This is a genomic window from Actinoplanes regularis (assembly GCF_900188005.1).
GTDB lineage: Bacteria > Actinomycetota > Actinomycetes > Mycobacteriales > Micromonosporaceae > Actinoplanes > Actinoplanes regularis.
Map to the genome: position 1 here is coordinate 1 of NZ_FZNR01000010.1, position 20,806 is coordinate 20,806.

Annotated in this window: 25 protein-coding genes and 1 pseudogene; 13 read left to right on the forward strand and 13 right to left on the reverse strand. The window is 70.2% G+C overall.

Annotation, left to right across the window (positions count from 1 at the left end; translation table 11 throughout):
* Positions 1-582: 582 nt before the first annotated feature.
* Positions 583-789: pseudogene (locus tag CHC09_RS46550) on the forward strand (helicase associated domain-containing protein); the annotation flags it as partial.
* A gap of 529 nt (positions 790-1,318) precedes the next feature.
* On the opposite strand, the gene CHC09_RS24680 reads toward CHC09_RS46550, so the two are convergent.
* Positions 1,319-1,480, reverse strand: a complete 162-nt coding sequence (locus tag CHC09_RS24680; protein ID WP_239138515.1) for a tetratricopeptide repeat protein — start codon at positions 1,478-1,480, stop codon at positions 1,319-1,321.
* 470 nt (positions 1,481-1,950) lie between these two features.
* Between CHC09_RS24680 and CHC09_RS48485 the strand changes: the two genes are divergently transcribed.
* From CHC09_RS48485 to CHC09_RS24715, 9 genes are all read left to right on the forward strand, one after another.
* Positions 1,951-2,076, forward strand: coding sequence for a putative RiPP precursor (locus tag CHC09_RS48485; RefSeq protein WP_143232515.1), 126 nt, complete (start codon positions 1,951-1,953; stop codon positions 2,074-2,076).
* A gap of 102 nt (positions 2,077-2,178) precedes the next feature.
* A complete protein-coding gene (locus CHC09_RS24685; protein WP_275407891.1) occupies positions 2,179-3,984 on the forward strand; it encodes a lasso peptide isopeptide bond-forming cyclase in 1,806 nt (601 codons plus the stop codon).
* Positions 3,962-4,222 (forward strand): lasso peptide biosynthesis PqqD family chaperone, encoded by a 261-nt coding sequence (locus tag CHC09_RS24690; RefSeq protein ID WP_089295576.1) that lies wholly within the window; start codon positions 3,962-3,964, stop codon positions 4,220-4,222. Before CHC09_RS24685 ends, CHC09_RS24690 begins: the two co-directional genes overlap by 23 nt.
* Positions 4,219-4,668: a lasso peptide biosynthesis B2 protein gene (locus CHC09_RS24695; protein ID WP_089295577.1), complete on the forward strand. Its 450-nt coding sequence runs from the start codon at positions 4,219-4,221 to the stop codon at positions 4,666-4,668. Before CHC09_RS24690 ends, CHC09_RS24695 begins: the two co-directional genes overlap by 4 nt.
* A 13-nt stretch (positions 4,669-4,681) precedes the next feature.
* Positions 4,682-6,457: an ABC transporter ATP-binding protein gene (locus tag CHC09_RS24700; protein WP_179277265.1), complete on the forward strand. Its 1,776-nt coding sequence runs from the start codon at positions 4,682-4,684 to the stop codon at positions 6,455-6,457.
* Positions 6,458-6,823: 366 nt separating this feature from the next.
* Positions 6,824-8,023: an MFS transporter gene (locus CHC09_RS24705; protein WP_179277266.1), complete on the forward strand. Its 1,200-nt coding sequence runs from the start codon at positions 6,824-6,826 to the stop codon at positions 8,021-8,023.
* Positions 8,024-8,096: 73 nt separating this feature from the next.
* Positions 8,097-8,237: a hypothetical protein gene (locus tag CHC09_RS46555; RefSeq protein WP_179277267.1), complete on the forward strand. Its 141-nt coding sequence runs from the start codon at positions 8,097-8,099 to the stop codon at positions 8,235-8,237.
* A 96-nt stretch (positions 8,238-8,333) separates the two neighbouring features.
* Entirely contained in the window at positions 8,334-9,023 is a 690-nt protein-coding gene (locus CHC09_RS24710; RefSeq protein WP_089295579.1) for a hypothetical protein, read from the forward strand.
* Between the two features lie 33 nt (positions 9,024-9,056).
* Positions 9,057-9,302, forward strand: a complete 246-nt coding sequence (locus CHC09_RS24715; RefSeq protein ID WP_089295580.1) for a hypothetical protein — start codon at positions 9,057-9,059, stop codon at positions 9,300-9,302.
* On the opposite strand, the gene CHC09_RS24720 is transcribed toward CHC09_RS24715, so the two are convergent.
* From CHC09_RS24720 to CHC09_RS45415, 6 genes are all read right to left on the reverse strand, one after another.
* Positions 9,280-9,882 (reverse strand): DUF3626 domain-containing protein, encoded by a 603-nt coding sequence (locus CHC09_RS24720; protein ID WP_179277289.1) that lies wholly within the window; start codon positions 9,880-9,882, stop codon positions 9,280-9,282. The genes CHC09_RS24715 and CHC09_RS24720 overlap by 23 nt on opposite strands.
* 23 nt (positions 9,883-9,905) lie before the next feature.
* Positions 9,906-10,397 (reverse strand): hypothetical protein, encoded by a 492-nt coding sequence (locus CHC09_RS24725; protein WP_089295582.1) that lies wholly within the window; start codon positions 10,395-10,397, stop codon positions 9,906-9,908.
* A 7-nt stretch (positions 10,398-10,404) separates the two neighbouring features.
* Positions 10,405-10,956 (reverse strand): hypothetical protein, encoded by a 552-nt coding sequence (locus tag CHC09_RS24730; RefSeq protein WP_089295583.1) that lies wholly within the window; start codon positions 10,954-10,956, stop codon positions 10,405-10,407.
* A gap of 64 nt (positions 10,957-11,020) precedes the next feature.
* On the reverse strand, positions 11,021-11,563 hold the full coding sequence (locus tag CHC09_RS24735; RefSeq protein WP_203833212.1) for a YbhB/YbcL family Raf kinase inhibitor-like protein: 543 nt from the start codon (positions 11,561-11,563) through the stop codon (positions 11,021-11,023).
* A 37-nt stretch (positions 11,564-11,600) separates the two neighbouring features.
* Positions 11,601-12,275 (reverse strand): hypothetical protein, encoded by a 675-nt coding sequence (locus CHC09_RS46560; RefSeq protein ID WP_179277268.1) that lies wholly within the window; start codon positions 12,273-12,275, stop codon positions 11,601-11,603.
* 103 nt (positions 12,276-12,378) lie between these two features.
* Positions 12,379-12,567 carry a hypothetical protein gene (locus tag CHC09_RS45415; protein WP_143232521.1) on the reverse strand — a complete coding sequence of 63 codons (189 nt, stop codon included), beginning with the start codon at positions 12,565-12,567 and terminating at the stop codon, positions 12,379-12,381.
* Positions 12,568-12,596: 29 nt separating this feature from the next.
* On the opposite strand from CHC09_RS45415, the gene CHC09_RS24745 reads away from it, so the two are divergent.
* Genes CHC09_RS24745 through CHC09_RS24755 form a run of 3 tightly spaced genes read left to right on the forward strand, consistent with a single transcriptional unit; the run spans position 12,597 to position 15,124 of the window.
* Positions 12,597-13,301, forward strand: a complete 705-nt coding sequence (locus CHC09_RS24745; RefSeq protein WP_089295585.1) for a VanZ family protein — start codon at positions 12,597-12,599, stop codon at positions 13,299-13,301.
* Positions 13,302-13,341: 40 nt separating this feature from the next.
* Entirely contained in the window at positions 13,342-14,028 is a 687-nt protein-coding gene (locus tag CHC09_RS24750; RefSeq protein ID WP_089295586.1) for a response regulator transcription factor, read from the forward strand.
* Positions 14,021-15,124 (forward strand): sensor histidine kinase, encoded by a 1,104-nt coding sequence (locus CHC09_RS24755; RefSeq protein WP_089295587.1) that lies wholly within the window; start codon positions 14,021-14,023, stop codon positions 15,122-15,124. The genes CHC09_RS24750 and CHC09_RS24755 overlap by 8 nt, the downstream gene beginning before the upstream one ends.
* Here the strand turns inward: CHC09_RS24755 and CHC09_RS24760 are convergent.
* The 6 genes from CHC09_RS24760 to CHC09_RS24785 all read right to left on the reverse strand — a co-directional run bounded on the left by CHC09_RS24760 (position 15,096) and on the right by CHC09_RS24785 (position 20,736).
* Complete coding sequence (locus CHC09_RS24760; protein WP_089295588.1) at positions 15,096-15,962, reverse strand: bile acid:sodium symporter; 867 nt, start codon at positions 15,960-15,962, stop codon at positions 15,096-15,098. The genes CHC09_RS24755 and CHC09_RS24760 overlap by 29 nt on opposite strands.
* Before the next feature lie 10 nt (positions 15,963-15,972).
* Positions 15,973-17,277 carry a Dyp-type peroxidase gene (locus CHC09_RS24765; protein WP_089295589.1) on the reverse strand — a complete coding sequence of 435 codons (1,305 nt, stop codon included), beginning with the start codon at positions 17,275-17,277 and terminating at the stop codon, positions 15,973-15,975.
* A 21-nt stretch (positions 17,278-17,298) separates the two neighbouring features.
* Entirely contained in the window at positions 17,299-18,312 is a 1,014-nt protein-coding gene (locus tag CHC09_RS24770) for a hypothetical protein (protein ID WP_089295590.1), read from the reverse strand.
* On the reverse strand, positions 18,309-18,842 hold the full coding sequence (locus CHC09_RS24775) for a hypothetical protein (protein WP_089295591.1): 534 nt from the start codon (positions 18,840-18,842) through the stop codon (positions 18,309-18,311). Before CHC09_RS24775 ends, CHC09_RS24770 begins: the two co-directional genes overlap by 4 nt.
* A gap of 125 nt (positions 18,843-18,967) precedes the next feature.
* Positions 18,968-19,651: a hypothetical protein gene (locus CHC09_RS24780; protein ID WP_089295592.1), complete on the reverse strand. Its 684-nt coding sequence runs from the start codon at positions 19,649-19,651 to the stop codon at positions 18,968-18,970.
* 92 nt (positions 19,652-19,743) lie between these two features.
* Positions 19,744-20,736 (reverse strand): TerC family protein, encoded by a 993-nt coding sequence (locus tag CHC09_RS24785; protein ID WP_089295593.1) that lies wholly within the window; start codon positions 20,734-20,736, stop codon positions 19,744-19,746.
* Positions 20,737-20,806: the final 70 nt, after the last annotated feature.

Below are 20,806 nucleotides of genomic sequence, written 5' to 3' on the forward strand. Positions count from 1 at the left end.
CGATGGAAACTGCGGTGTCCGCGCCGGAGTCGAACTGCGTCCCGGCGACGGGCGATCCAACGGTGTTCGTGCCCTCCCTTTCCTCTGCTTCCAAAATGCTGTGCTGCTTGTCGTGCCGTCCGCCGGTGCCGGAGCCCCACGCGACTTCATGGCCCCGTGCACGTGCGACGGACTGTCTTGCCAGGCGAGCCCCAAAACCAGCATCGGCCCACCCTGCCCTGACCTGGAATTACGTCAGGGTCTTACATTCCACTTCCAGTACCTTGCCTTGCTGCGTGCGGTGATGCTTACTTCCCACCGCTGTGCCGAGCGAGCCACGAAACGGGGTCCGGGCCCTGCGTAACGCTCGGTCTGCTTCGTCTGCGTCTTAGCTGATCTCTGCTGTCAACGAGAGAAACATTAGCAGGCTCGGCGGGAATGTCTAGTAACCCGGACCTAGATTTTCTCGGCAGCTGCCTCCCGGCTGCAGGGCGTCCGGTTCGCCGGGCCGGTCGATCCCGATCCGGAGGCGTAGCCCGCGCGTACCGCGTGGCGTTGCTGGAGGCGCTGCCCGGCTGGGCGTGAGACGCGCAGGAGGCGGACTTCGCCGAGGGCCTGGAGAAGCTGCGCGCCTACGCTGACGAACACGGGCACGCCCGAGTACCTCTGGGCTGCGTGAGCGACGACGGGTTCAAGTTCGGCAACTGGGTCGGCCACAGGCGCAGCGACCGGCGGCTCGGGAAGCTCGGCGCCGACCGGGCGGCACAGCTGGAGAAGGTGCCCGGTCGGGTGTGGGACGCGCGGCGCTAGCCGGGCGCTCCGTCGGTGACCCAAGCCGTTCATCCGACACTCCCCACCGCCGCCTCAGCGGCGATGGGGCACGAGCTGGTCCGTCACTAAACGTGGCAACGGAAGCTGATGGGGGTGCGAACTCGCGACAGTCGAATAGGCGGTCTCACCAGTCCCGACACCCAAGCCAGCAAGGCCAAGGCCGCAGGCAGCGGAGTGTTTCGTGTATGCGCTCTGCCAGAGCTGGGTACGGTTGACCGACGGGCCTGCCCACATCGAGTGGCACGCGTCTCTCGGGCAGGACCAGTCTCCGACTGCCTCAGTAACCCAACTGCGGCCCGCGTAAGACAGCTGTACGCAGAGAGTTCACACAAGGGCCGCGATCACCCGGTGCCAGAAGTCGCCCTCCGGGCCTACTTCCGGAACGGCAGAGTGTGGAACGACTTCTGGAACGCCGTGAGGATCAAGTCCTACTGCCTGGAACCGCCGCCCCGCTTGATCACACTGAGGGAGGCACGTTCCACAACCATGGAAGCGCAACGGGCGGCCTTCAAGCCTCTTGGGCGGCCGCCGCGAGGTTCTCACGCATGATCTTTGTCGTCGGGTGGTCGTCGCCGAGCACCCGACGGCAGTCGGTCAGGGCTTGCTCGTACAGCGGGATGGCCCGGACCAGGTCCCCAGCCGACTCGTAGGCGTGGGCGAGGTTGTCCACCGAGGCCAGGGTGTGGGGCGATCGTCGCCGAGCACCCGGCGGTAGCCCGAAGGCTTCGAGTTGGCGGATGTGAGCAGCGTGACGATCTTCTAAGAATCCCCGGAAACTCGAACTACTACGCGTCGGGTACGTCGCCGCAGCGATCCGCTACCACCACCTATTGACGAAAGAGCAGTTCGACCGCCTCACCGAGCCCTGGAACAAGGTGATCGGACCGCTGTAGCCAACCCGGTCAGCCACTGACATTCGGCGAGAGATGCGCGCTGACATGCAGGCGCGAGGGTCTCACTTGCGCCAGTGCCTGGCCTGTCTTCTCGTCTCAGCCGTCGCACCGCCTTCTGTGATTTCTGTTGGACATGCACGGTAGAGATAATTTGCGATTTTTTCTCATAAAAAGTAATAAACTCACTTGCCGGGCCTACGATGGCATCGCAACGATCGCCGTGTCGCACACGGAAGGAGATGGGTTCATGAAGAAGACCACCGTCAAGCGTCCGTACCAGGCTCCGAAGGTGACGGTTCTGGGCGAGTTCCGGACCGCGACCGGTATGTACGGCCGGCGCGGCTACGACCGGACACTCCAGACCAAGGCCTGACCGTTCGCCTGCATGTCGCAGCTTATGTCTGACCTGAGTGGCATGCCGGGTCACGGTGAGCCGTACTTTGTGGTCCTTCCCGACCACGAGGGAGGTCTCGCCGTGGCTCGGCGCTTGAGTACGCCGCACACCCGGATCCTCCGGCACGCCTCCGGGCGGCCCTGGCTCGTCGGGCGCTGGTCCGACGATCAGATCACGGTGGCGCAGGCGGGTTCGGCCCGGATCGCGGTGGTGGGGTTTTGCGCGGTCGACCCGGCCGAGTTGGCGCGGCGCGCCGACCGGTTGCGGGAAGTGACCGGGCTCGACGCGTTCGCCGCGTCGCTGACTGGCAGTTTCCATCTGATCGCGGCCGCGGACGGCCGGCTCCGCGTGCAGGGCAGCGCCTCGAATCTGCGGCTCGTCTACTACGCCGAGGTCGACGGCGTTCACGTGGCCGCCGACCGGGCCGACGTGCTGGCCGCCCTCACCGGCGCCACACTGGACCAGCGGCAGGTCGCCGTACGGTTGCTGTGGCCAACGCCGCACCCCCTCCTGGACACGCCGCTGTGGCACGGCCTGCACGGCGTACCGGCGGGGCGGTATCTCCTGGTGGAGAACCACGGCCGGACCGCGCGCCTCGCGCGCTGGTGGGCACCCCCGGAACCGACCCGATCGCTGGCCGAGGGCGCCGTACTGGTTCGCGAGGCTCTCACCGAAGCGGTGCGAGCCCGTACGGCGGCGGGCGCGACGATCAGCTGCGATCTGTCCGGCGGGCTGGACTCGACCTCGATCTGCTTCCTCGCCGCCGCGGGTGAGGGCAAGGTGCTGGCCAGCACGTGGCCCGGTCTGGACCCGGCGGACGACGACCTGTTGTGGGCGCGCCGGGCTGCCGCGCGGCTGCCCGGCGTGGATCACCTGGTGTGGCGGGCCGAGGAGTCGCCGCTGGTCTACGAGGGCCTGCTGGAGATCGACGATCCTCTGGACGAGCCCACCATCGGCGTGATGGACCGGGCTCGGGCCCTGAGTCACCTGCCCCGGCTGGCCGCCGCCGGCAGCCGCCTGCATCTGACCGGGATCGGTGGTGACCACGTCACCTGGTGTTCGGAGGCCTACTACCACCGGCTGCTGCGCCAGGCTCCGGTGGCCGCGATCCGGCAGCTACGGGGCTTCCGGGCATTGTTCAACTGGCCGCTGGGTCCGCTGCTGACCACACTCGCCGACCGCCGGCCGTACCGTCGCTGGCTTGCCGACGCGGCCGACGGGCTACGGAAACCGCTGCCCGAGCCGGTCGTGGGCGCGCTCGGCTGGAACGGCCCGCCCCGGCTCTTCCCGTGGATCACGCAGCACGCGGCGAACCTGGTGACGGAGGCGCTGCGGAGCGCGGCGGAGTCGGCGGAGCCGTTGCACGCCGACCGGGGCATGCACGCCGACCTGGAGCAGATCCAGGCCACGGCCAGGATCGTGCGGCAGTGGGAACAGATGAGCGGCCGGGTCGGACTGCCCATCGCCTCACCGTTCTTCGACGACCGCGTGATCAGCGCCTGCCTCTCCGTACGCCCGCTGGAGCGGGTGACGCCATGGCGGTACAAGCCGTTGCTCGTCGAGGCCATGCGCGGAGTCGTCCCGGACGAGTGCCTGGCCCGGACCAGCAAGGCCCAGGCCGCCCTCGACGCGGCCCGGGGCCTGCGGGAAAACAGCGCCCAGCTGGTCGCCATGTGGACGGAGTCGCGGCTCGGGGAGCTGGGTCTGGTCGATCGTGACCACCTCGTCCGGCTGACCGCACAGCCGGACGACCCGAGCCTGCGCCACGCCATCCTGTACTCGACCATCGGCTGCGAAGTGTGGCTGCGTGGCCTCGAAACCCGCGGCCTGAGCGCCGCCGGGGTCCCGGAGAGGAGCAGCGACGATGTCGCTACGGCTACACCCTGATCTGGCCTCGGCCGACACCGAGTACGGCACCGTCCTGCTGGACCAGCGTGCCGGACGATACTGGCAGCTCAACCCCAGCGCCGCCCTGATCATGCAGGTCCTCGCCGACGGCGGCGACCGCGACCGGGCCGCGGATGCGCTCCTGGAGCAGTTCGACGTCGAGCCGGATGCGGCGCTGCGTGACGTCGACTCGCTGGTGGACGCGCTTACCGAGGCCGGCCTGGTGGTCGAGTCGTGACCACGCCGGCCGCTCTCACCCGGCCCGAACCACCGGGTACGGCCGCCCGGCGGTTCGCGGCGCGCATCGCCGTCCTGCTGGCCCGTGCCCTGGCGATGCTGCCGCCCAAGCGACTCCGCTGGGTGCTGACGGTCCTCAGCCGTGGTGCCCGACCGGCGCGATACGCGCAGGCCAAGGCGGCCCGGGACCTGGTCATGGCGGTCAGCCTGCGCTGCCTGGGCCCGCAGGGCTGTTTGCCCCGCTCGCTAGCCACCGTCCTATTGTGCCGGTTCGCTGGCCGGTGGCCGACGTGGTGCGTGGGGGTACGGGTGACGCCGCCGTTCAGTGCGCACAGCTGGGTGGAGGCCGACCGGCGACTGGTGGACGAACCCATGCCGGGCGAGTGCCTGGCCCGGCTCATCACGGTGCCTCCGGGCCCGGACCGCCGATGCTCCGATGCTGGTTGACCAGGCTCGGCGGATGCGGAACGGGCCGGCCCTGCTGGACCTGCTACGGGGACATCACCGCCGCATCGCCGCAGCGGTCGCGCTGACGCTCGCCGGCTCGCTGTTCGGCCTCGCTCAGCCGCTGCTGGTCCGGAACATCATCGAAGCCACCGGCGCCGGCCGCCCGTTCACCGCCACGGTGATCATGCTGGTGTCGTTGTTCGCGGCGCAGGCGCTCGTCCAGGCCGTGGCGGGGTTCGTGCTGGCCCGCGCCGGCGAGCACATCGTCCTCGGGATCCGGCTCAATCTCGTGCACCACCTGCTGCGGCTCACCATGCCATGCCACGACACCTACCGGGTCGGCGATCTGATCTCCCGCGCCGGCACCGACAGTTTCGCCCTGCGCCGGCTCGCCGCCGACGGCTGCGCCGACGCGGTGACCGGCGTCATCGGTCTGGGCGGGGCCGTGGCCGTGCTGATCTGGCTCGACCCGGTCCTGTTCCTGGTCGTCGCGGTACTCGTCGCGGTCGGGCTGGGCACCCTCGTGCCGGTGCTGCGCGGCATGCGACAGGCCGCGCTCGGCAGCCAGCAGGCCACCGGCGAACTCGCCGGCGATCTGGACCGGGCCCTGTCCGCCTTGCGCACGGTGCGGGCGAACCGCGCCGAACACCGCGAGACGCAACGCATCGGCGCCCAGGCCCGCGCGGCCTACGAGCACGGCGTACGTACGGCACGGCTGAGCGCCGCGGTAGGACCGGCGAGCCAACTGGCGGTGGACGGCTCCTTCCTGGTGGTGCTGCTGGTCGGCGGCGTGCGGGTCTCCACCGGGGCCAGTTCGCTGGCCGATCTGGTCGCGTTCCTGCTGTACATCAGTTACCTCGCGGTGCCGATCAGCTCCGTCTTCCAGGCCCTGAGCGCCATCCAGGAAAGCAGCGGCGCACTGCACCGCATCAACGAGATCCTCGCCCTGCCGATCGAGACCGACGAACCCGTCCCGGTCGCCGCGCCGGCCTCCGCGGTAAGCCGGTCTACCAGCAGCACTTCCGCAACCGGTCGGGAGCCGGCGCCGGTGCTGGAGTTCCGCGACGTCTGGTTCGGCTACGACACCCGGCAGCCGGTACTGCGTGGTGTCTCGTTCCGCTTGCCCGATCGTGGGCACATCGCGCTGGTGGGTGGCTCCGGTTCAGGAAAATCCACCATCTTCGCGCTGGCCGAGCGGTTCTACGACCCTGACCGCGGCGAGATCCTCCTCGACGGCGTGGACATCCGGAAGTTGCGCAGGTCCGAATGCCGGGCAAAGCTCGGATTCGTCGAGCAGCACTCGCCGGTGTTCCACGGCACCCTGCGGGAGAACCTCACCTACGGTGCGCCCGAGGCCACCGCCGACGACCTCGGCCGAATCGTGGCGCTGACCAATCTCGAGGACCTGGTCCGGCGCCTGCCGGACGGTCTGGACAGCCCGCTGGGAGAGCGCGGAATCCGGCTCTCCGGCGGCCAACGCCAGCGGATCGCCGTAGCGCGCGCCCTGCTGGCCCGCCCGGCACTGCTTCTGCTGGACGAACCCACCGCGCACCTGGACCCGGTCAACGAGGCGGCCCTGCGGCAGGCCATCGAGCAGGTGTCCCGCGACTGCGCGCTGCTCGTGGCGGCGCATCGCTTCTCCACCGTGCGGGACGCAAACCAGATCGTCGTCCTCGACGAGGGCCGGGTCGCCGCGGTCGGCGATCACGAGGATCTGCTCGTCCGGAGCCCTTACTACCGCCGCTTGGCGAGCGAGTGGCGGCTGGCGCCGTCGAACAGTCCTCCGTAGGGCGAGGCGACGGTCGTGGGCGTGTCTGAGGGTCCAGCGGGAAACGATCGTCGCGACCGCACTCGGCTACCACCAGGGTCACCACTGCCCGTCTCGTCGCTGAGCCCGGCGCGACCTAGTTCAGCTACGCGCCCGGTGACCACGGAAAGTATCTGGCCCGGTCGGTTGCCGATCTCATCCAGGCCGAACAGGCGACAGTTGATCAGGCGGTCTCACTAGTATATCGAGGGTCGGCTTCCGAAGAGCCCGTCACCCCGTCGATGTTGATGCCAGCGTGCAAGAGACCTTATTCCAAGATCCACTCGTGGCGGGTTTCGGGCTTACGTCATCTTCTGGCCACCGCCGCAGCCTCGGGAGAGCAGTCGAATGGGCGCTGACGTCAGGTACGCGGCCACCGCCATGGCCGCCCTCGGCTACGTCATCACCGCTCTCGGCACCTGCATTGTGCTGCTCTCCGACGACTTCGGCGTACCCCCGGAACAACTCGCCTGGCTGCCCGCAACGTTCGGCTTCGGATTGCTGGCCATGGCGCCGGCCGGCCCGGTGCTGCTGCGCGACGGTCCGCGCCGGGCGCTGGCCGGAGGTTCGTTCGCCATCGCAGCCGGCGCGACTCTGCTGGCGTTCGCCTGGATCCCGGCGATGGCGGTCGTCGGCGGCCTGCTGCTCGGCGCGGGCGGTGCGGCGTTCGCGCTCGTCACCCCGGCGATGCTGGCCGGGGCGCGGGCGGCGGTGCAGCTCACCAAGGTCAACGCCGCGGCCAGTGGCGCCTCGGTGCTCGCCCCGGCCGCGATCGGGGGCCTGAACGCGACCGGCGTGGTCAACGGCCGGCTGGCGCTGCTGCTCGTCGTACCCCCGTTGCTCCATCTGGCTGCGACCGCGCGTCCGGCGGCGCCGGAACCCCGGCCGCAGCGGATCGACCGGCCGGCCGCTGGTGCCGCAGCGCGACGCTGGGGTGCGGTGGTGCTCGCCGTATCGGTCGAGTTCTGCTTCAGCATCTGGGCCGTGACCCGGTTGGCCGCGGCGGGCCTGACACCCGGGACCGCCGCCGTGCTCGGCACAATGTTTCCGTTCGGCATGGCGTTGGGACGGCTGGCCGGGCCGCCCCTGATCGGCCGGATTCCGGTGGCACAGGTCGCCGCCGCAGTCACCGCTGCCGGTGCGCTGGTGGTCGTTGTCGCCGGCAACGCGGCCGCGATCACCGTAGGGCTGCTGGTGGCCGGTGTCGGCGTGGCGATCCTGTATCCGGTGACCCTTGCCGGCCTTATCGCGACCCCGCGCCTGAACGCCACACACGCCGCGTCGCTGGGCGCTCTGGCCTCAGGAACGGCCATCATCGCGGCTCCTGCGGCGTTGGCCCGGCTGGCCGAGGTGGTGGACCTGCGGCTCGCCTTCCTCCTCACCCTCCCGCTGTTGGCCGCATTGCTCCTGCTTCGCTATATCGACCAGGTCCGAGGCGACAACCGTTGCCCGGAAATGGGGAAAGAGACGGAAAGCCGTGGTGGGCAGCGGGCCGTTGAGGGCGAGGAGGTCGTGCGATCAGGGCCCGGATTCACGACGCTTGAATAAGCGCGACCCGGCAACAGCTCGGTTCGTCGCTCAGGAGCAGGCCGCGCCGCCACGTTCACCGAATGATCGAGGCGTGTTTCCATCCCTGACCCGGACCACTGTAATCGCGTGCGCTCCGTGGCGTCCGCCACGGAGTCCGCTGCGCGAGTTGCGTGTCTTCTACCGGGAGGCGGCCGACAGCGGCCGGGCTGTCCTGCTCAGCATCTCGATCTAGCAGCGCCGATTCAAGACCCTGGCGGCGACGGCTCGTTCACCCTTGGTCGCGCCCGACCGGTACCGGCTCGCGACCAAGGGTGTCTAAGCTCGCCCGGTGCGTCCGGAGACCGTTCTCGAGCAGACCGACTGGCGTGCCCTGGAACACAGTCATGGGCCGGCGTGGCCACAGACCCCGCGACTTCTGGCCGGGCTGCTTACCGGTGACCGCGACGACGCGCGGCGGGCTCTGTCCCACCTGTGGGAGGAGCTGTTCCACCAGGGCACCATCTATGGGGCGACACCCGCGGCGGCCCGGTTCGTCGCTGCGGCGCTGGCCGACCCGCGAGTCCGTGCCCAGCCCGGCCCCACCCGCGAATACGGTGACGGGCCACTGGCGGCCGCGCTGCTGCACTGGCTGTCGGGGCTCGGATACGCGATGGGTGTCCAATGGCGGGAACTGTTCGGCGACGGCCCCTTCGTCGAGAAGATCGGCGGCCCGCTGCGCCCGATGCGGCCGCGACTCCACGCTGTGGTCACCGCCTTTCTCGACGATCCCGACGACTACGTGCGCGACGCCGCCCTCATCGCCGCCGTGAACCTGGCCTCCGCATCCGAGCTCGCCCCGCACCGCGCCGCCCTGTCCGCCCGCGTCCGGGCCACGATCGCGGCCGACCCGCACTGGTGTCACACCAGCACCGCGGTGCTCAACCTGCGTTACTGGGGTGAGCACGGCCTGCCCGCGGCGAAACCCGCGAAGCCAGCCTACGAGCCGCAGCAAGGCTCCTACGACGACCCTCCTTTCTAGGACGGCCTCGCGGCGCTCGGTGAGGAGTGGCAGATGCCGATCACCGGCGACGTCGCGGATCCCGAGGTCCGCGTCCTGGGCGCGGTTCGCCGCCAGTTTTCCGGCGACGCCTTCCGCTGGGATCTGCGCCGGGTCGCCGCGGGCGCCGCCTGGGGATTGGACGTGACCTGCGACCTGGTGGGGGAGCGTGACGAGTCGGTCGGCGTACTGCTGCGCGGCCTGACGACGCAGATGCGGCAGCAGGGCATGATCCCCGTCACCGTCGACCGGTTCCACTGATGGTCGGGGGCGCCGCTGGTGCACCGAATCGTGCGAGGTAGTGCCAGACCCGTTTGAGGTCCTGCTGGTCATGGTGGCCGCTGCGGGCCGCGTCACCGATGAGCCGGGGTGTGAGACAGCCGTTCTCGGCGAGCCGGACGCCGAGGTCGACGTATCGCTGACCGCGGTAGTCGGGGTACCGCTGGAGTTCGGCGACGGAGAGCCGGAATCCGGGATGCCACTCCACCGGGCAGGCCAGTCGCCGGGCAGCGGCTTCGACGTCGGTTTCGCGGTAGCAGGGGTCGAGTACGAGGGCCTCGACGTCGCGGTCGAGCCGGACCTCGCCGTGGACCTGGGCCTCTATGTAGTCGTCGAGGGCATCCTTGGCGCCGCCGAACATGGCCTGTTCCCAGCGCCACCGGTCACCGCCGGGATGTGCGGTCAGTCCGCCGTTGCTGGTGCCGGTGAGGAATTGCGAAAAGTAGACCCCGTCGGTGCCGAGCGCGTGCAGGATGGACCCGCGGTCGGGATGGAAGTTGAGTGTGATCCGCAGTAAGGCTTCGACGGGCGGACCGGTCGACAGCCTGGCGACGTGCCGCAGCGCCTGCTGGGACGAGGAGTGCGTCAAGACGGAACGCCGGAGGCCAGGCGGTTCAGGATGGCCCGGGCCAGCGCGGCGACCCGGCTTCGCAGTTCGTCGTCGGCCCGGCCGCCGAGGTCGTCCTCAAGACGTCCGGCCAGCGCTGCGACCGCGGGGAGCAGGTCATCCAGCGGGCTGCCCTCGTGCCCCACGACGTAGAGACCGTGGATTCCCTCCTCGGTGCGGAGCCTCCGGTCGAGGATCCGCTCGCAGGTGTCACCCGCGACCAGCGCCACCGCGACCGGCGGCTCGAGTTCCGCAAGCCCGAGTTCGGCGACGACCGCGGCCAGACGCCGATTCGCGTCCCGCGCCGACAGGGTCCGCACCGACTCCGACGCAAGCGTGACCACGGCGTCGCCGTCGACGCCGGTCACCAGCAGGTCGCAGGCCAGCATCACCGCCTCGTGCGGGTCGGCGTCGTCGAACAGCGCCCGGGCCTGCTCGGTCCGGAGGCGGCGAAGAAGTCCGTCATCCACGGTGCGCTCAGGGCGTGTAGATCTCGTCCGCCTTGGTGATCTGGCCCGCTGCCACGGTGAAGACGAAGACCCGGCCGGTCTCCAGCAGCCGCGTCCGGAAATCCTTGAGATCGGCGGCCACCAGGCTCGTTCCGGTGGTCTCGACGACGCGCAGTTTCGCGCCCGGGGCCACCGGGTAGGTCCGCAGCTTCTTGTTGTTGTTGCGGATGTACCAGCCGGTGCACCAGTCGTTCTCGGCCGGCTCGACACCGTCCGCCTTGCAGGCGTTCGCCGCGGCTTTGCCCTCGAACCATTCGACCAGGTCGAAGGTGATCGTGCCCTTCGTCGTGTCGGCCGCCTTGAGGTACGCGTACTGCGTGCCGGTGAGCTGATCGGAGGCGGCGGTGGCGGTCGGCGTGACCGGCGCGGACGTCGACTCGGGTGACGGCTCGGCCGGCGCGGTGCTCGCCGCGACGGTGCCTGCCGCCGCGGTGTCGGCGGGCTTGCCCGCATCGGTGGTGTGCCCGCACGCCGCGAGGGGCAGCAGCAGGAACGAAACGAGTGCCAGACGTCGAACCACCGGGGGCCGCTCCCATCTCGAAATGATCTGGGCCAACCCTAGATCCCGGCGGCAACCAGGTAAATCACTCCCGGGCGTACCGGCCGGTAAGGGTTCCCTCGGCGAGGACCGCGCCGTCGGCGGCCGATCTGAGGTCCGCCGCGGTGGCTCCCGCCCGCAGCCCGCTCGGGCGCGACAGGGCGAACACCTTGAAGATGTAGCGGTGTGCGGGGCCGGGCGGCGGGCACGGACCGCCATATCCGGTACGGCCGAAGCCGTTGCTCCCGGAGCCACCGGCAGCCTCACCCTCCCCGAGCGTCGGCTGGGCCGGGTCGATGCCCCACGCCACCCAGTGCACGAACGTCCCGTTCGGCGCGTCGGGGTCCTCGACCAGCAGGGTCAGCTCCCGCGCGCCGGACGGTATGCCGCCGAACGCCAGTGGCGGTGACAGGTCGTCCCCGTCGCAGGTGAAGCGCCGTGGAATGTCGCCGCCGTCGGCGAAGGCGCTGCTGGACACGGTGATGCTCATCGCGGCTCCCGGATCGGCCAGTTCGGGCCCGGTCTCGCATCGTCCGGCGAGCAGGCCGGCCAGCGCGCTGACGGCGATCAGCGAAGCCCATGAACGCACTCTCGTACAATAACGACTCTAAGCCGGACAAACCTGCTCAGCGCCGGATCGCTGCCGGAAAGCTTGAGCTGGGCGAAGAGGTGTGCTCGGCCGTCCACCAGATGCTGAGGATCAGCAGCAGTTCGCCGACGTTGCCGATCCAGAACGCCAGCGCGCCGGCCGCGGCCGCGACGAACATGGCGACCGCCCCGGCGAGCAGCCACGGCTGGCGCGCCCGGACCAGGAGGGCGATGCCGATCAGCACCAGGATGGTCACCACGGCCGGGATCGGCGCGCCGTGCGAGGCTGCGTTGGTGTACCGCAGGGTGTCGGCGTAACGGGTCGGCTCCAGGTCGAGGTCGATCACGTCGAGCCAGATCCCGGCGACGATGAGGGCTGCGGTGAACGCGCCGAAGACGGCGGGCACGGCTCTCCCGGCGAGGCTCTGAATGCCGTACCGGCGGGCGAGGCCCACCCCAACCATGATCAGCAGGGGTACGAGCAGCCCGTGCGTCACGTAGCGCGGGACGGAAAGGGTTCGCAGCGGCTCGCCCTCGCCGAGTGTGCCGCCGATCGCGATGACGGCGTTGTCCCAGATCAGCGCGAGGATCACCAAGATCAGCAGGCTGAGGGCCCAGTCTGGCCGGCGGCGGCGCATCGCGATCACCAGGGCGAGCAGGACGAGCTGCGCGACGGCGATCAGCCCGAAGAACGCGCTGAGCATACGTGCCACCTGTTCCATTGAGGGAAACGATGTTCCTTCAACGTAGACAACAGGTGGCCCGGAGGCAAGGTCGCCGAAGCTACTCGACGCTCGAGCTGGGCACGGGGTGCGCTCAGGCTCTGGTGGCGCCGGCGAAGACCAGCCAGAACGTCCGGAGAAACTCGGCGGCGATCCGCTTCGGCGTGGCCATGCCGCCAGGCTTGCACGGCACGGTGACGCGCGAAGCGTTTTCGCCGCCCATGCCCCCAACGGCACCGGGGATGGCGTATATCGCGGGCGTATCGGAAATCGCATACGCCACCGCAACGGCCCTCCAGCTTGAATACCTTCATGAACCACAGCGCATCCCCGTCAGCACCACCACGTCGTACGCGCACGCTCGTGCTCGTCAGCCTGGCGATCCTGGGCTTGGCAGGCGTCCTGTTCCTGGTGCGGGGGCCGCTGTTGATGACGGCTCCGGCGTGCTTCTCCGGCCGGTGGCACGGCTGCTACGACACGTTCAACGGTCCGCTGCTGATGATGCTGGTCGGGTTGCCGTTGCCGGCGCTGCTGGCGTGGGCCCTGGCGAGCCTCCGGCGTGCCGCCGGGGCCGCCTGGGCATGGCGTAGTTCGCTGGCCGAGGTGGGCCTGGTCTACGGGACGGTGCCGATGGTGTGGCTGACGCTGCAGCCAGGCCCGGGGGCCGGCGTCGTACCGGGCCGGGTGAGCCTGGTCCCGCTGGTGGACCTGGTCACGATGGGGCCGATCGGGATCGGCGGGAACCTGCTGGTCTTCGCGGCGCTGGGATTCTTCGCCCCGATGCGGTTCGCGGCGCTGGCGTCCGTGCCGAGGATCCTGGCGCTCGGGGCGGGCTGCTCGCTCCTGGTCGAGGTCGCCCAGTACGTCTTCCAGCTGGACCGGGTGTCGTCGGTGGACGACGTGCTGGTCAACGCCGCCGGCGCCGTGCTGGCCGCGCTGGCGTCGCGTCGCTGGTGGCGGACCGCGGCGCGGGTGCCGGCGGAGCGGCCGCAGCCCGTGCCGGCCCTGGCGGACTGAGTCGCGTGTCCGGTTGGCCGGCCGATCATAGGCTTCCTGTATGCGCGTGCTGATCGTGGAGGATGAGCCCCTCTTGGCCGAGGCCGTCCGGGACGGTCTGCGGCTGGAGGCGATCGCCGCCGACATCGCCGGTGACGGCGACGTCGCCCTGGAGCTGCTCAGCGTCAACTCCTACGACCTCGCGGTCCTCGACCGGGACATCCCCGGCCCGTCCGGCGACGAGGTCGCCCGGCGCATCGTCGCCTCCGGCAGCGGCATCCCGATCCTCATGCTCACCGCCGCCGACCGGCTCGACGACAAGGTCTCCGGGTTCGAGCTCGGCGCCGACGACTACCTCACCAAGCCGTTCGAGCTGCGGGAACTCGTCATGCGGCTGAGGGCGCTCGACCGCCGGCGCGCGTACGTCCGGCCGCCGGTCCGCGAGATCGCGGGGCTGCGGCTCGACCCGTTCCGCCGGGAGGTCTTCCGCGACGGGCGGTACGTGGCGCTCACCCGTAAGCAGTTCGCCGTGCTGGAGGTCCTCGTCGCCGCCGAGGGCGGCATCGTCAGCGCCGAGGAGCTGCTGGAACGGGCCTGGGATGAGAACGCCGACCCGCTCACCAACGCCGTCCGGATCACCGTCTCCGCGTTGCGCAAGCGACTCGGCGAGCCGTGGATCATCGCCACCGTGCCGGGCGTCGGCTACCGCATCGACACCCAACCGGAGGCGGGAGCCGAGCGTGGATAGGGCACCCGGGCTGAGTGTCCGCGTCAAGCTCACCCTCAGCTACGCCGGGTTCATCATGCTCGCCGGCGCCCTGCTGCTCGCGGCGGTCTGGCTGTTCCTGCTGCGCTACGTCCCCGACAGCGGGCTCATCGTTCCCGGCTCCCATGGCTCCGTCAACGGAGGTGTCTTCCCGACCCGGGGCAACCTGTTGCGTTTCTTCGGTCCGCGGGCGGCCGGGGTCCTGGTGTTCCTGCTGGCATTCGGCGTGGTCGGCGGGTGGTTGCTGGCCGGCCGGATGCTCGCCCCTCTCACCCGGATCACCGAGGCGGCGTGGATGGCCGGGAGCGGCTCGCTGGCGCACCGGATCCGGATGAGGGGCCGCCGGGACGAGTTCCGTGAGCTCTCGGACACGTTCGACTCGATGCTCGAGCAGCTCGAGTCGCACGTCGCCGAGCAGCAGCGGTTCGCCGCGAACGCGTCGCACGAGCTGCGCACCCCGCTGGCGATCTCCCGGACCCTGCTCGACGTCGCCCGCAGGGATCCCACCCGTGACCGGGACGAACTGATCGAGCGCTTGCAGACCGTCAACGCGCGGGCGATCGACCTCACCGAGGCGCTGCTGCTGCTCAGCCGCGGCGACCGCGGAAACTTCACCCGGGAGAGCGTCGACCTCTCCCTGCTCGCCGAGGAGGCCGCCGAAACGCTGCTCCCCCTCGCCGAACAGCGCCGGATCACCCTCGACGTGACCAGCGCGAAGGCCGAGACGAGCGGCTCCGCCGAGCTGCTGCTGCACATGGTGACCAACCTCGTCCAGAACGCGATCGTCCACAACCTGCCCACCGGCGGGACCGTCACGGTGCAGACCGAGGCGCACGGTGACGGCAGCCTGCTGCGGATCGAGAACACCGGCCGGCGGCTGCCGCCCGAGCTGGTACCGACCCTCACCGAACCCTTCCAGCGCGGAACCGAGCGGGTGCGCACCGACGAGCACGCCGGGGTCGGCCTGGGCCTGGCGATCGTGCACAGCATCGTGCGCGCCCATCACGGCACCCTCACCCTCGCTCCCCGGCCCGACGGCGGCCTGCTGGTCACGGTCCGGCTTCCCGCCCACGGCTGAGGACCGCGGCGATCGGGACGGCGGCGGTCAGGCCACTGATCAGGATGGCGGCCAAAGCGCCGAGGATGGCCGGTTCGCTGTCGAAGCTGATACCGATGGCGGCCAGGGCCGGTCCGGCGTTGCGTACGGTGGCGACCGAGCCCATGGTGGTCCGGCGCGCACGGCCGCCGGTGGCCAGCAGTGTGCCCAGGCCGAAGGCGAGTACGGAGAGCAGGAACCCGGCCAGCGGCACGCGCGAGCCGATCAGGGCGACGATGTCGCTCCAGTTGCCCAGCAGCATGCCGGCGAGCACGATCAGGAACGTCACGTTGGAGACCTTGACCGCTGCGGGGTGCCAGGCCAAGGCGGTGTCGGTGGCGTAGTGCCGCAGGACGAGCCCGATCGCGAACGGTACGAGTTGCAGGACGGCGACGGTGCGCACGAGCGCGGCCACGTCGAGGGTGACGCCGCCGCCGACGTCGGCCGCGGTCAGCAGCGCGTCCGCGGTCAGCCCGAACGTGATGCTGCCGAGCGCGGCGAGCAGGACCTGCATCGCGGCGCCCGTGGTGACGTCGCCGTGCTGCATCATGGCGAGTTTGGCGCCGAACGGGCCGCCGGGCGACGACGCGACCAGCACGAGTGCGACGTACGGTGCGGCGGCCAGCCCGAACAGCGCGGCCAGTCCCCAACCCAGCAACGGGATGAGGATCAGGTTCGCGGCCAGCACCAGCGCGAGCAGGGGCAGGTCGGTGAACGCCCGGCGCAGCGCGGTGATGGTGGCGCCGAGACCGGCGGCGAACATGGTGGCGGCGATGAAGACGACCGTGACGGCGTTGAGCAGCACGTAGAAGAGGTCCATGCCGGCGTCCTCAATCGGTGGGTCGGGCGAGCCAGCGCAGGGCGCTGATGCTCGGCAGGAACGCGTACTCCCCGCCTCGCGTCGTCACGAACAGCGGCAGGTCGTGGAGTTTGCGGCGGACCGGCCGCTGCGGGATGGTGTAGTCGCCGGGCCCGTCCCCGGTGGCGGCGATCGGGTCGCGGGCGTCGCCGCAGCCGAAGGCCACGCCGTCGTTGAGCCACTGGGTCTGCGCGAACTCGAACTGCCGCCCGAGGTGCGCGCCGACGAAGGCGAACATCAGGCCGCGGTCGACGCCGTCGTCGTCGAGGGTCCCGTCGGGCAGCGGCGGCCCGTACGCGGTACCGCGTCGGATCATGCGGTGCAGCCGGACCTCGCCGGCGACGGCGGAGTCGCGGGGATTGGCGCGGCGGATGTGGCAACTGCCCGGGGTGACGAACCCGTCCGGGTCGTCGTCGGCGTACCCGAAGGCGTTGTTGCGCTGCCGGTCCGCGCCCAGCACCGGGTCGTCGTGCTCGGGTGCCAGCGCGAGCGGGGCGCCGCTGCGCCACCGGCCCATCAGCTTGGCCGCCAGCAGCTCCCGGCCGGCGGCGTCGGTGGTCTCGGCGGCCAGGAGGCGACGGAACGCCGCGACGTCCTGGTGCAGTTTCCGGAAGGCGACGTAGCTGCCGTTGCGGCCCAGTACCGGTGGGTCGGTGACCTGCGTGCCGCCGAGCTCGTCGGGGTAACCCAGCACGAACTCGCCGGCGGCCAGGGGTTTCTCCAGCGGGTTGGAGGCGGGCACGTTGCTTCCGTCGACGGCGGGGTGGCTGATGCCGTCGCGGTAGCCGAAGTGCTCGGTCTCGGTCGGCAGGGCATAGCAGTCCTGCCGCCAGATCGCGGTGATGCCGGGCAGATGCTCGTAGGCGGGCCGGGCCCGGTCGATCGCGACCTGCAGTCGCTGCTGGTCGGGAGCGAGCGCGACCAGCACCACGTGAACGTCGGGGGAGCCCAGCGGCGCTTCCCAGTGCTGCGGTGCGCTCGGCCCGACGTCCCCCAGCGCGCCGGCCCGGGCCGCCATGCCCTGCTGGAACTCCCACGCCATGCTCTCCAGCGAGTGTTGCGGCACGCCGAGCGCCTTGAGGCCCTCGTGGGTGAGCGCCACGCTGATCCAGGTGTGGCCCAGCGGCGTGTCGGCCGCGGAGGTGACGACGCCGGCGCAGTGGCGGATCAGTTCCCGGCCGTGCGCGGGGTCGTCGACGCGGAACAGCAGGTAGGTCGCCGCGTACGGCGACGGGCGCCCGCTCAGGACCCCGCGCTGGATGTCGTGCAGGTCCACGCCACGTCCTTCCGTCAGAGGTCACTTGGTGACGACGTTGCGCCAGAAGTTGCGCAGGCTGTCGTCGGCGCCGAACAGCGTGCTGAAGATCGTCGAGTCGGCCATCAGGATGTCGCCGGCCCGGGCGTCGGTGGGCGGCAGCCACAGGAACGTGTTGAACTCGGTATTGCCGGCCTGGCTGTACGGATGCGGCCGTGCCTGGTCGATCGGCTGGCGGCCCAGCACCCGCACGCTTTCCGGGTCGCCGCCGGTGACGGCGTAGTGCGGCAGATGCGGGTGGAAGTTGAACGTGCTCACCCCTTCCAGCCAGCCCCGCTCGTCGAGGTCCCGGTCGATGTTCAGCGCGGCGATCCGGCCCGGTTCCCGTACCGCCGGGCGCAGTCCGTAGCGGTTCTCCACCGGCACGTCCAGGCCGGTCATCAGCGAGCGGGTGTAGCGGCCGAACCGCTGCTGGCGGGGGACCAGGGCGTCGCCGTGGTGCAGGTACTCCAGGTCGCGGACGGTCAGGTCGTCGTCGGCGCCGACATCGTGGTGCGGTCCCAGCACCAGGCGGGTGTCGTCGCGGCCGAGCCAGTCCCGGATCGCCTCGATCTCCCCGGCGGTCGCCTCCTGGCCGGTGACCAGGTGGTCCAGGCCGAACACGAACAGGGTGTCGGTGTCGGCCAGCACCCGCTCGTCCAGCGGTGTCACGAACCCGGCCTGGTCGACGCGCTGGTACATGGCGACCGGGTGGCCGGTGGTCTCGGCGGTGAAGTCCTGGAACGGTACCCACGCCCAGAAGAACAGCTCGAGGGTTCCGGCGATCGTCTGCTGGAACCGGCGCGGGTCGGCGAACTCGGGTTTCTCGTAGGCGGGCCAGGTGACCCGGCGTACCTCGGTCATGGTGGAGAACCGGTTGTCCAGTTCCCGCGGGTCGGCGCCGGCCTCGGCCGGGTAGCTCCACGCCACGTACACGCTGACCCGGCGCCGGCCGGGCGTGTACGGGCGGGCCTGGTGACGGGTGTTGTAGACCCGGGCGGTCGATGGCTGGGTCATTGCATCTGGTCGAGCATCTCGGAGAAGGCGTCACGCACCCGCAGCGCTTTCTTCACCTCGTCCGCGGTGACGTACGGGTATTCGCCGTACTCCATGAAGCTGTTGCACTGGTGTTCGCGCACGAACCGGACGAACGCCTCCGAGTTGGTCTTCCAGTCCTCGGGGAAGTCCTCCAGGTGCTCGAAGACGGTGTCGACCCCGGCCTTGCGGAACAGCGCGACCGCGTCCTCGGTGTACTTGTCGAAGTCCGTGTCGAAGATGCCCTGGTACATGAACCGGGTGTCGTCGTCGAACAGCACCCAGCGCAGGTAGTGCAGCTTCAGCGGCGCCAGCAGGTACGGGTCGGTCTCCAGCGCCTCGGCCAGGGTGCTGCCGTACCCGCGGATCGCGCCGGCGTGGCCGGGCTTCACCCTCGCGATGATCGTGAACCCGTAGCAGGCGGGTGTACGGGGGAAGATCGGCCCGTATTTGCCCTGTTCCAGCTGGCTTTCGTCGTGCGGCAGAACCATCGCCGCCGGCTTGAGTTCCATGGCACGCCCCATCGGCTCCGGGCGGCCGACAAACCACCGCCGTAACGCGAGTATGGCGATGTGACACGCGATAACAGCTCAATATGCGAAAAATGAGCGCATCCGGGGGTCCCGGGCGGGAGGGCTCAGCCTCCCCGCGCCTTGATCCAGAACAGCGCGAAAGCCACGACGAGCAGGAAGCTGATCCCCCCGAGGACCAGGACGGCGATCAACAGGCCGGAGGTCCGGGACGGCGTGAAGGAGACCGGGGAGACGGGTGGCTGGAAGCCCGCCGGTGGGAACTGCGGCTGGGCCGGCGCCGGGTAACCCTGCGGAAAGCCGACCGGACCGGCGGGCAACGGCCATGCGGCGGAGGGCCCCTGCGGAACGTCGGCGGGCGGCACGGCGAAGCCCGGTTGGGGCGCCACGGGGTCCGCGACGTCCTGGGCGACCAGCGCCTCGATCTGAGCCGGCGCCATTCCGAAGCGTGCCGCCAGCGACACCACCGGCTCACCATCGGCATAGCCGGCGACGATGGCATCGATCAGCTCCGGCGACGGACCGGCCGGGACCGACCATCCGGGCGCGGGCGAATACGCCGGAACCGGACCCGGCCACCCGGGAGCGGGCGCGGGCGTCGGCGCCGCCGGCCCCTGCGACATGAACTCCGGCGCGGCGACGGCATGGGCGACCAGCGCCTCGATCTGGCCCGGCGCCATCCCGAAGCGTGCCGCCAGCGACATCACCGGCTCGCCATCGGCATAGCCGGCGACGATGGCGTCGACGACCTCCTGCGGAACGCCGGCGCCGAACGGCGGATACGCGATCACTGGAAAACCTCACGGTTCGCTGGCCGAGCCTGTCGAGAAGCAGGCTACCCACACCGGACAACAGGACGACGGCGTGTGGCCGCGGGAGATTATCAGTCGCGGGAGCCGACCTTCGACGCGGTCAACCATGCTTTGACCAGGGAGGCGAGCGCGGTCAGGGTCAGCGCGCCGACGATCACCGACAGGGAGACGCCGATGCCGATGTGCGGCGCCCAGCCGATCGGCTCGCCGCCGTTGAGGAACGGCAGGTTGTTCTCGGCGAGGGCCTGCAGCACCAGTTTCACCCCGATGAAGGCGAGCACCACGCTGAGGCCGACCGACAGGTAGGCGAGCCGGTCCAGCAGGCCGCCGAGCAGGAAGTACAGCTGGCGCAAACCCATCATCGCGAAGACCGTCGCGGTGAAGATCAGGTACGGCTGGTCGGTCAGGCCGAAGATCGCCGGGAGGGAGTCGAGCGCGAAGATCACGTCGGTGGTGCCGATCGCGATGAAGACCACGATCAGCGGGGTGAAACGGCGCCGGCCGCGGGCGTCGCGGGTGGTCAGGCGTGCCTTGTCGTACTTCCCGGTCATCGGCAGGACCCGGCGGGCCCAGCGGACCAGCAGGTTCTCGCTGTATTCGGGCTCGTCACGGCTGTGGCCGGACAGCTTGACCGCGGTGTAGATCAGAAACCCGCCGAAGATGTAGAACACCCAGGTGAACCGGCTGATCGCGGCCGCGCCCAGGGCGATGAAGGCGCCGCGTAGCAGCAGCGACAGGATGATCCCGACGAGGAGCACCCGCTGCTGGTAGCGGCGCTCGATCCGGAACCGCGACATGATGATCACGAAGACGAACAGGTTGTCGATCGACAGGCTGTACTCGGTGAGCCAACCGGCGAGGTACTGCCCGGCGGCCTCGCCGCCCAGGTGCAGCCAGAGGAAGCCGCCGAAGAGCAGGGCCAGGGTGATGTAGGCGCTCACCCAGAGTGCGCACTCCCGGATGGACGGTTCGTGCGGGCGCCGGCTGACCAGGATCAGGTCGCCCAGCACGAGAGCACCGAGGCAGACCAGGGTCACCGTCCACAACCAGCCGGTTACCTCCACGGGCACAACCTCCCCAGCGCTCCACGAGCAGCGTCTCAGAGATGGATCAGCCAAAAAAGGCCGAAAATCT